Origin of the sequence: Streptomyces sp. HSW2009, assembly GCF_040240285.1 — a bacterium.
GTDB lineage: Bacteria > Actinomycetota > Actinomycetes > Streptomycetales > Streptomycetaceae > Streptomyces.
In genome coordinates this window covers 22956-29572 of record NZ_JBEHZD010000033.1, presented here as the reverse complement: position 1 = coordinate 29572, position 6617 = coordinate 22956, and the positions used below count along the sequence as shown (strand labels likewise).

The 6617-nt window shown below is 74.6% G+C and carries 6 protein-coding genes; 4 read left to right on the top strand and 2 right to left on the bottom strand.

Annotation, left to right across the window (positions count from 1 at the left end; translation table 11 throughout):
- Nucleotides 1–386: 386 nt before the first annotated feature.
- Nucleotides 387–1568 (bottom strand): amidohydrolase family protein, encoded by a 1182-nt coding sequence (locus AAHZ94_RS04740; RefSeq protein ID WP_349990755.1) that lies wholly within the window; start codon nt 1566–1568, stop codon nt 387–389.
- A gap of 60 nt (nt 1569–1628) precedes the next feature.
- A complete protein-coding gene (locus AAHZ94_RS04735) occupies nt 1629–1823 on the bottom strand; it encodes a hypothetical protein (RefSeq protein WP_349990753.1) in 195 nt (64 codons plus the stop codon).
- A 99-nt stretch (nt 1824–1922) separates the two neighbouring features.
- Between AAHZ94_RS04735 and AAHZ94_RS04730 the strand changes: the two genes are divergently transcribed.
- From AAHZ94_RS04730 to AAHZ94_RS04715, 4 genes are all read left to right on the top strand, one after another.
- On the top strand, nt 1923–3032 hold the full coding sequence (locus AAHZ94_RS04730) for a zinc-binding dehydrogenase (RefSeq protein WP_349990751.1): 1110 nt from the start codon (nt 1923–1925) through the stop codon (nt 3030–3032).
- 69 nt (nt 3033–3101) lie between these two features.
- On the top strand, nt 3102–4064 hold the full coding sequence (locus AAHZ94_RS04725) for an aldo/keto reductase (protein WP_349990749.1): 963 nt from the start codon (nt 3102–3104) through the stop codon (nt 4062–4064).
- Nucleotides 4065–4066: 2 nt separating this feature from the next.
- A complete protein-coding gene (locus tag AAHZ94_RS04720; protein WP_349990748.1) occupies nt 4067–5083 on the top strand; it encodes an alpha/beta hydrolase in 1017 nt (338 codons plus the stop codon).
- A 165-nt stretch (nt 5084–5248) separates the two neighbouring features.
- Nucleotides 5249–6466, top strand: coding sequence for a multidrug effflux MFS transporter (locus tag AAHZ94_RS04715; RefSeq protein ID WP_349990760.1), 1218 nt, complete (start codon nt 5249–5251; stop codon nt 6464–6466).
- Nucleotides 6467–6617 lie beyond the last annotated feature (151 nt).

Below are 6617 nucleotides of genomic sequence, written 5' to 3'. Positions count from 1 at the left end.
CCTCCCCCAGGACCCCGCCCCGCGGCACCCCACAAGCCTGCGCGGCCCGCGCGGCGCGCCCCGGGGGGGGGGCGGGCCCCCCCCCGGGCCGGCCCCCCCGGGGGGCGCGGGGGCGGCGCCGGCGCCGGGGCCGGCTCCCCCATGGCTGTGGGTGGGGGCCGACCCACCCCACCCACAGCCCGTCTGACACGCCCGGCGCGACCCACCCGACAACGGTGGGTTGGCACACGGGTTGGTCGGCGCACGGGTTGGTTGGCTTGCACACAGCCGACCCACCCACCGACTCACCGATCGGCTGACGCACAACCAACCCGGGGCCGACCCGGGCCCACCCCACAGCCACCCGCCGACCCACCCACTACCGAGCAGGCCCGCCGGCGCCGCCGTCAGGCCGTCTCGGGCACCACGGTCGCGGGCGCCCCAGCCTCGGGCGTTACGGCCTCGGCCGCCGCGGCCCCGCGCCGGTAGATGACCTCGCCGTCCAGGACCGTGAGGTCCACCGCGACGTCCGGCAGTTCGGCCGGGGTCACCGCGAGCGGGTCCGTTTCGAGTACGCACAGGTCAGCGACCATGCCGGGGGCCAGCGTGCCCTTCCAGTCCAGGGCGTGGTCCTGGCGGGCGGGCTCGACCGTGTAGCAGCGCAGCAGGCGTGCCATGCGACGGCGCGGGTCGTCCGTGGGGCCCATCCACTCGTCGGCCGCGGCGATCTGCCGGCGCCAGTCCGGGGACAGTACGGGGGCGTCGGAGGTCAGGCACAGCGACACACCCTCGTCCAGCACGGCCTGGAGCGGCCAGGCTGCTTCCGCGGCGCCCGGGCCGAGCGCGGCGTCCACCAACGAGCGGGTGCGTACCGCGATCTCCGGCTGGGTGTCGAGGCCGACCCCGAGCGCCGCCATCCGGCGCAGTTGCGGCCGGGTGACCAGGTCACCGTGGATGACGTAGTGCCCGAGGTCGGCGTCCTTCTCGGCGCGGGCCCGCTCGATCGCATCGAGGGTGACCTCGATGGAGCGGTCACCGGTGGCGTGCACGCCCACCTGGTGGCCCGCGTGGTGGGCGGCGATGATCATCCGGCTCAGGTTCGCCTCGCGCTCCGCGTCGTCGGCGCCCGCCACCAGCAGGGACGCGCTGACGCCGTCCGCGTAGCAGTTGTGCGTGTAGGCGGACTGCATGGGCGGGATGCCGTCGGCGAATATCTTGACGCCGGCGAAGCGGAGCCACCGCGGGTCGCTGGTGGCGCCGTCGGTTGCGGCGAGTCCGGCGAGAAAGCTGTCGATGTCGCTCGGCCCGTCGAGCTCGCCGAACAGCCAGAGCACCGTCACCCTGGCCCGCAGCAGGCCATCGGCGGCCAGGGCGCGGTACTGCTCGGCGACCGAGGAGCCGAACGCGCCACTGGCGCCGCCGTCCTCGCCGGGCCCGAGGCCGGGCTCGGTGTAGCTGGTGATGCCGAGCGAGGTGGCCAGTTCGCCGGCGCGCAGGATCGCCCGGCGGCGCTGCGCGGCGTCCGACAGCGGGCGCTGCGGCGGCGGCCCCGGCGCCACGTGGTCGCCGAAGAGCGTGTCGGGCCCCATGGCACCCAGCCACGTGGCGTGCAGATGGGCGTCGTTGATGCCCGGGAGTACGGCGCGGCCTTAGAGGTCGATCACCTCGGTGGCCGCGCCGGCCAGCGCCATCACCTCGCGGTCGGCGCCGATCCGGGCCACGCGCCCCTCGCGGACCGCGATCGCGGTCACTCCCTGGCCACCCGGGGACAGGGAGTGGACCACACCGCCTCGCAGGATCAGGTCGGCCGATGCAGGTTGGGCGTCGCCGTCGGCTGTGCGCACGGGTGCTCCTCGTTGCTCTCAGGGTCTCGACATTTGAGTCAACGTCCGTAGACTAACGCATCGTCGAGCCCCCGATACGCTCGATCCGAAGGAGCTTCGATGGACTTCCCCTCCTCGACACGTGCCGCCGTCCTGAGCGAGCACGGCGCCGCGCTCGACCTCACCGACCTGCCGCTTCCGGCGGAACCCGAACCGGGCGCCGCCCTCGTACGCATCGTCTGCACGACGCTGTGCGGCACCGACATCGAGATCTGGTCGGGCAAGATGACCTTCCCCGGCATGCTGCCGATGGTGCTCGGACACGAGATGGTCGGCGAGATCGTCGCCCTCGGCGATGGCACCCGGGACGCGCTGGGTCGCGAGTTGCACGTGGGCGACCGGATCGGCTGGTCCGAGTCGACGTGCGGCGCCTGCCACGGCTGCACCGTGCTGCGCGAGCCGGTCGCCTGTTCCGACCGCGGCTACGGGTTCCGGCAGCGCGCCGACGTGCACCCGTACGCCACGGCCGGGCTCTCGGAGTACGCGTACGTGGTCCCCAAGGCGGCCAAGCTGCTGCTGCCCGACGGCGTGCCCGACACCTGGGCGGCGATGGCCGGCTGTGCGGCGAAGACCGTGCTGCGGGCGTTCTCCCGGGCCGGTGGCGTGCGGCCCGGCTCCCGGGTGGTGGTGCAGGGTTCGGGTGCGCTCGGCCTGTTCGCGACCGCGGTCGCCTACCTCGGCGGCGCGGGCTCGGTGATCACCGTCGGCGCCCCGCAGGCGCGGCTGGCGCTGGCCAAGGAGTTCGGCGCGCAGCACACCGTGGACATCGCCGACGGCTCGGACGCCGCGGTGGCCCGGGTGCAGGAACTCACCCAGGGCCAGGGCGCCGACCTCGTACTGGACTTCGCCGGCGCGCCCTCGGTCGGCCGGGAGGCCGTGGCGATGGCCGCCCAGCGCGGGCGCGTGGTCATCGTGGGCAGCACCGGGCCGGTCTCCGACCCGTTGGCGCTCGGCGCGGTGATGGGCAAGGAGCTGACCGTCGTCGGCTCGCTCAACGGCGACATCGCCGACTACCACGAGGCGATCGGCTTCTTCACCTCCTTCGCCGACCGGATGCCCTGGGACCGTCTGTTCGGCACGCCCGTCGGGCTCGCCGAAGCCTCCGCGCGCATCACCGCGATGAGCCGGCACGAGGAGATCAAGGCCGTCATCGACCCCCGGCTTCCCTGAGCGCGGCGAAGGCCCCCCTGAGCGAGTGCGATCCGGCTCCGTGAGCCGACCCGCAGAAAGGAATCACGCGTGACCACCACACTGCTTCCCCGGCGCCGCATCGGCACCAGCGACCTGGAGACCTCGGCGCTCTCCCTCGGCTCGTGGCACATCTTCGACCGGATGGACTTCGCCGACGCCGTAGCCATGGTCCGCTACGCGCTCGACCGCGGGGTCAACCTGTTCGACGTGGGTGTGTACGGCCTCCCCGGCAAGCCCCCGGTCTTCACCGACGTGCTGTGGGGATCGATCATGCGCGCGGTGGGCGTGCCCCGCGACGCCTACCTGGCCTCGGTGAAGCTGTGGATCGAGGGCTTCGGCGAGCAGGGGTTCAAGCCCCAGTTGGACAACGCGTTCCTGCGTACCGGGCTCGAACAGGCCGACCTGGTGATCCTCGGCGACCTGCGGCGCGATGACGTACGGCTGGAAGACCTGGTCGAGGACCTGGCCGGGCTCACCGACGCCGGGCTGATCCGGGCCTGGGGCGTCAACAACTGGTCGGCGTCCAACATCCACGAGCTGCGCCGCATCGCCGCCGAGCGCGGGGTGGCCGGGCCGCAGATCGCACAGCTCAAGTACAGCCTGGCGCGCCGTTCCATCCCGGACGGTGAGCCGTTCGCCGAGTTGTTCGGCGCCGGGTTCAGCATGCAGTCGTCCGACGTGCTTGAGGGGGGCATCCTGGCCGGTCGGACCGCGCCCACCCGGGAGATCGGGCGCGACCCCGGTTCGGTCCGCGAGGCGATCGTGGCCACCGTCCCCGGCATCGTCGAACTCGCCGAGAAGCTGGGCACCACGGCCGCCCAACTCGCCGTCGCCTTCACCCTCAGCCACCCGGCGAACGTCACCACGCTGGTGGGCGCCACCCGGCTTGAGCAGGTGGAACAGAACATCGGCGCCCTCGACCTGCTGGAGCGGGTCGGCGCCGACGAGCTGCGCTCGCTGGTCGAGCCGTTCTGGGTGGACCGCGGCATCGTCGACCCGGAAGGTCCCTGACCGTGCCGGCCGAACCCGCGGTGGACGGCGTGCCGCGGCCACGCCCCGTCCCCTACGATCCGCAGCTCGAACCGGGGCTGGCCGCGTGCCGCGAGCTCATCGAGGGCATCCCGCTGCGGGCCGGGACGATCCTGGCCAACCGCGCCCACTTCGCCACCATCGTGCCGCCGCTTGAGACGGTGATCGGCGACCATCCGGTGGAGTTCGAGCACGTGCGCGTGGCGGGCCCGGCCGGGGCGCCCGAGGTGGAGCTGACCGTGCTGCGGCCACGCGGCGAGGTGCGGGACGCGCCGGGGATCTACGCCATCCACGGCGGCGGCATGGTCCTGGGCAACCGGTTCTTCGGGGCCGCGGGCCTCGTGGATGAGGTGGTGCGCTACGGGGCCGTCGCCGTGACGGTCGAATACCGGCTCGCCCCCGCGCACCCGGCGCCGGCCGCCGTCGAGGACTGCTACGCCGGGCTGCTCTGGTTCGCCGAGCACGCCGCCGAACTCGGCGTCGACGCCGGCCGCATCGTGGTCAGCGGGGCCAGCGCGGGCGGTGGGCTGAGCGCCGGCGTCGCCCTGCTGGCCCGCGACCGCGGCGGCCCGGCGCTGGCCGGCCAGGTCCTGGACTGCCCGATGCTGGACGACCGCAACGAGTCGGTCTCCAGCCGGCAGTACGACGGCATCGGCATCTGGGACCGCAACAACAACGACACGGCCTGGAACGCGATCCTCGGCACCGACCGGGGCACCGACGCCGTGTCCCCGTACGCCGCGCCCGCCCGCGCGGACGACCTGTCCGGGCTGCCGCCGGCCTTCATCACGGTCGGCGCCGCCGAGGTCTTCCGGGACGAGGCGCTCGCGTACGCGAGTGGGATCTGGGCCACCGGCGGCCAGGCCGAGTTGCACGTGTGGGCCGGTGGCTACCACGGCTTCACGGGCTTCTCGCCGGACGCCGAGGCGTCCAGGGCCGCGGCTGCCGTGCGGGACTCCTGGCTGCGGCGGATCCTCGGCCAGGGCGGCCGGTGTCCATGACGTCGCAGACCACGCCGGGGGGGGGGGGGGGGGGGGGGGGCGCCGCCCCGGCCGGGGGACCGGGGGGGGGGGGCCCCCCGGGGCGGGGGGGGGGGGGGGCCCGGGCGCCCCCCCCCCGGGGGGGGGGGGGGGCACCCCCCCCCCCCCCCCCCCGCGGCGTTCGTACTGGGGTCGCTCGAAGTGTTCGGGCCGCTGTCCATGGACCTGTCCATGCCGCTGCTGCCCCAGCTCGCCGACGACCTGCACACCAGCGAGAGCCTGGCGCAGGCGACGATGTCGGTGTGCATGCTCGGGCTTGCCCTCGGCCAGCTCGTGGCGGGCCCGCTCAGCGACCGGCTCGGCCGGCGGCGACCGCTGCTGTGGGGCGTGGCGCTGTTCATGGTGCTCTCGCTGTTGTGCGCGTTCGCGCCCACCATCGAGATGCTGCTGGTGCTGCGGTTCCTCCAGGGCATCGCCGGTTCGGCCGGCATCGTCATCGCGCTGGCCGCGGCCCGCGACATCGCGTCGGGGGCCGAACTCGCCCGGCTGCTCAGCCTGCTCGGTCTGGTCGGGGCGCTCGCCCCGCTCCTGGCGCCGGTCGCCGGCGGGCAGTTGGCCGTGGTGCTCGACTGGCGCGGGCTGTTCGTCGTGCTCGCCGGCATCGGGCTCGTCCTGCTGGTCATCTCGGCCACCCTGCTGCCCGAGACGCTGCCGCCCGAGCAGCGGCACGACGGCAGGTTCGCGGAGACCGGTCGGCGGTTCGGCGCGGTGCTGCGCGACCGGCTGTTCGTCTGCTTCCTGCTGGTGGGGGCGTGCACGGGCACCGCCTTCTTCACCTATCTGGCGTCCATCAGCTTCGTCCTCCAGGACGGCTTCGGCCTGAGCCCGCAGGCCTTCGGCGCCGTCTTCGCCATGAACGCGATCGTCGCGGTGCTCGGCTCGCTGTCCAACCGGGCCGTGGTGCGCCGCGCCGGACCCGCGCGCATGTACGTACTGGGGACGACGGCGACCGCGGTGACGGCGCTCGCCCTGCTCGGCGCGGTCCTGCTCGACCTCGGCCTGGTCACCCTGCTCCTGCTGCTCGCGCTGGTGCTGTTCTGCTACGGGGTGATCAGCCCGAACAGCTCGACGCTGGCGCTTTCGGGCCACGGGGAACGCGCCGGTACCGCGGCGGCCCTGCTCGGCATGTCGAGCTTCGCCGTCGGCCCGATCGTGGCGCCGCTGGTCGCGCTCGGCGGTACGGCGACCCTGACCATGGCGCTGACCATGACCGTCGCCATCGTCATAGGCTGCGTCCTGGTGTGGACCACGGTACGGCCACGGCTGCACGCCCAGGGCGAGGCCGCTGCCGCGGGTGACCACCCCGCGGAGGCGGCCGAGCCGAGGCCCGGTGCGCTGCACTGAGCTGCTGCCGCCGGGGCACGGTGCGTAGGACACAGCGCGCGGCACGCAGGACCTGCCGGGCGTACGGGAGCCCCCGGGCGCGCGGGCCCGGGGCCGGGCGCGGGGGGGGGGCGGGGGGGGGGCGGGCGGCCCGGGGCGCGGGGGCGGCGGG

Excerpts from the sequence above, each read along its gene's own strand:
- AAHZ94_RS04740 (WP_349990755.1), bottom strand. The coding sequence starts at position 1,568 with ATGGGGCCCGACACGCTCTTCGGCGACCACGTGGCGCCGGGGCCGCCG.
- AAHZ94_RS04730 (WP_349990751.1), top strand. The coding sequence starts at position 1,923 with ATGGACTTCCCCTCCTCGACACGTGCCGCCGTCCTGAGCGAGCACGGC.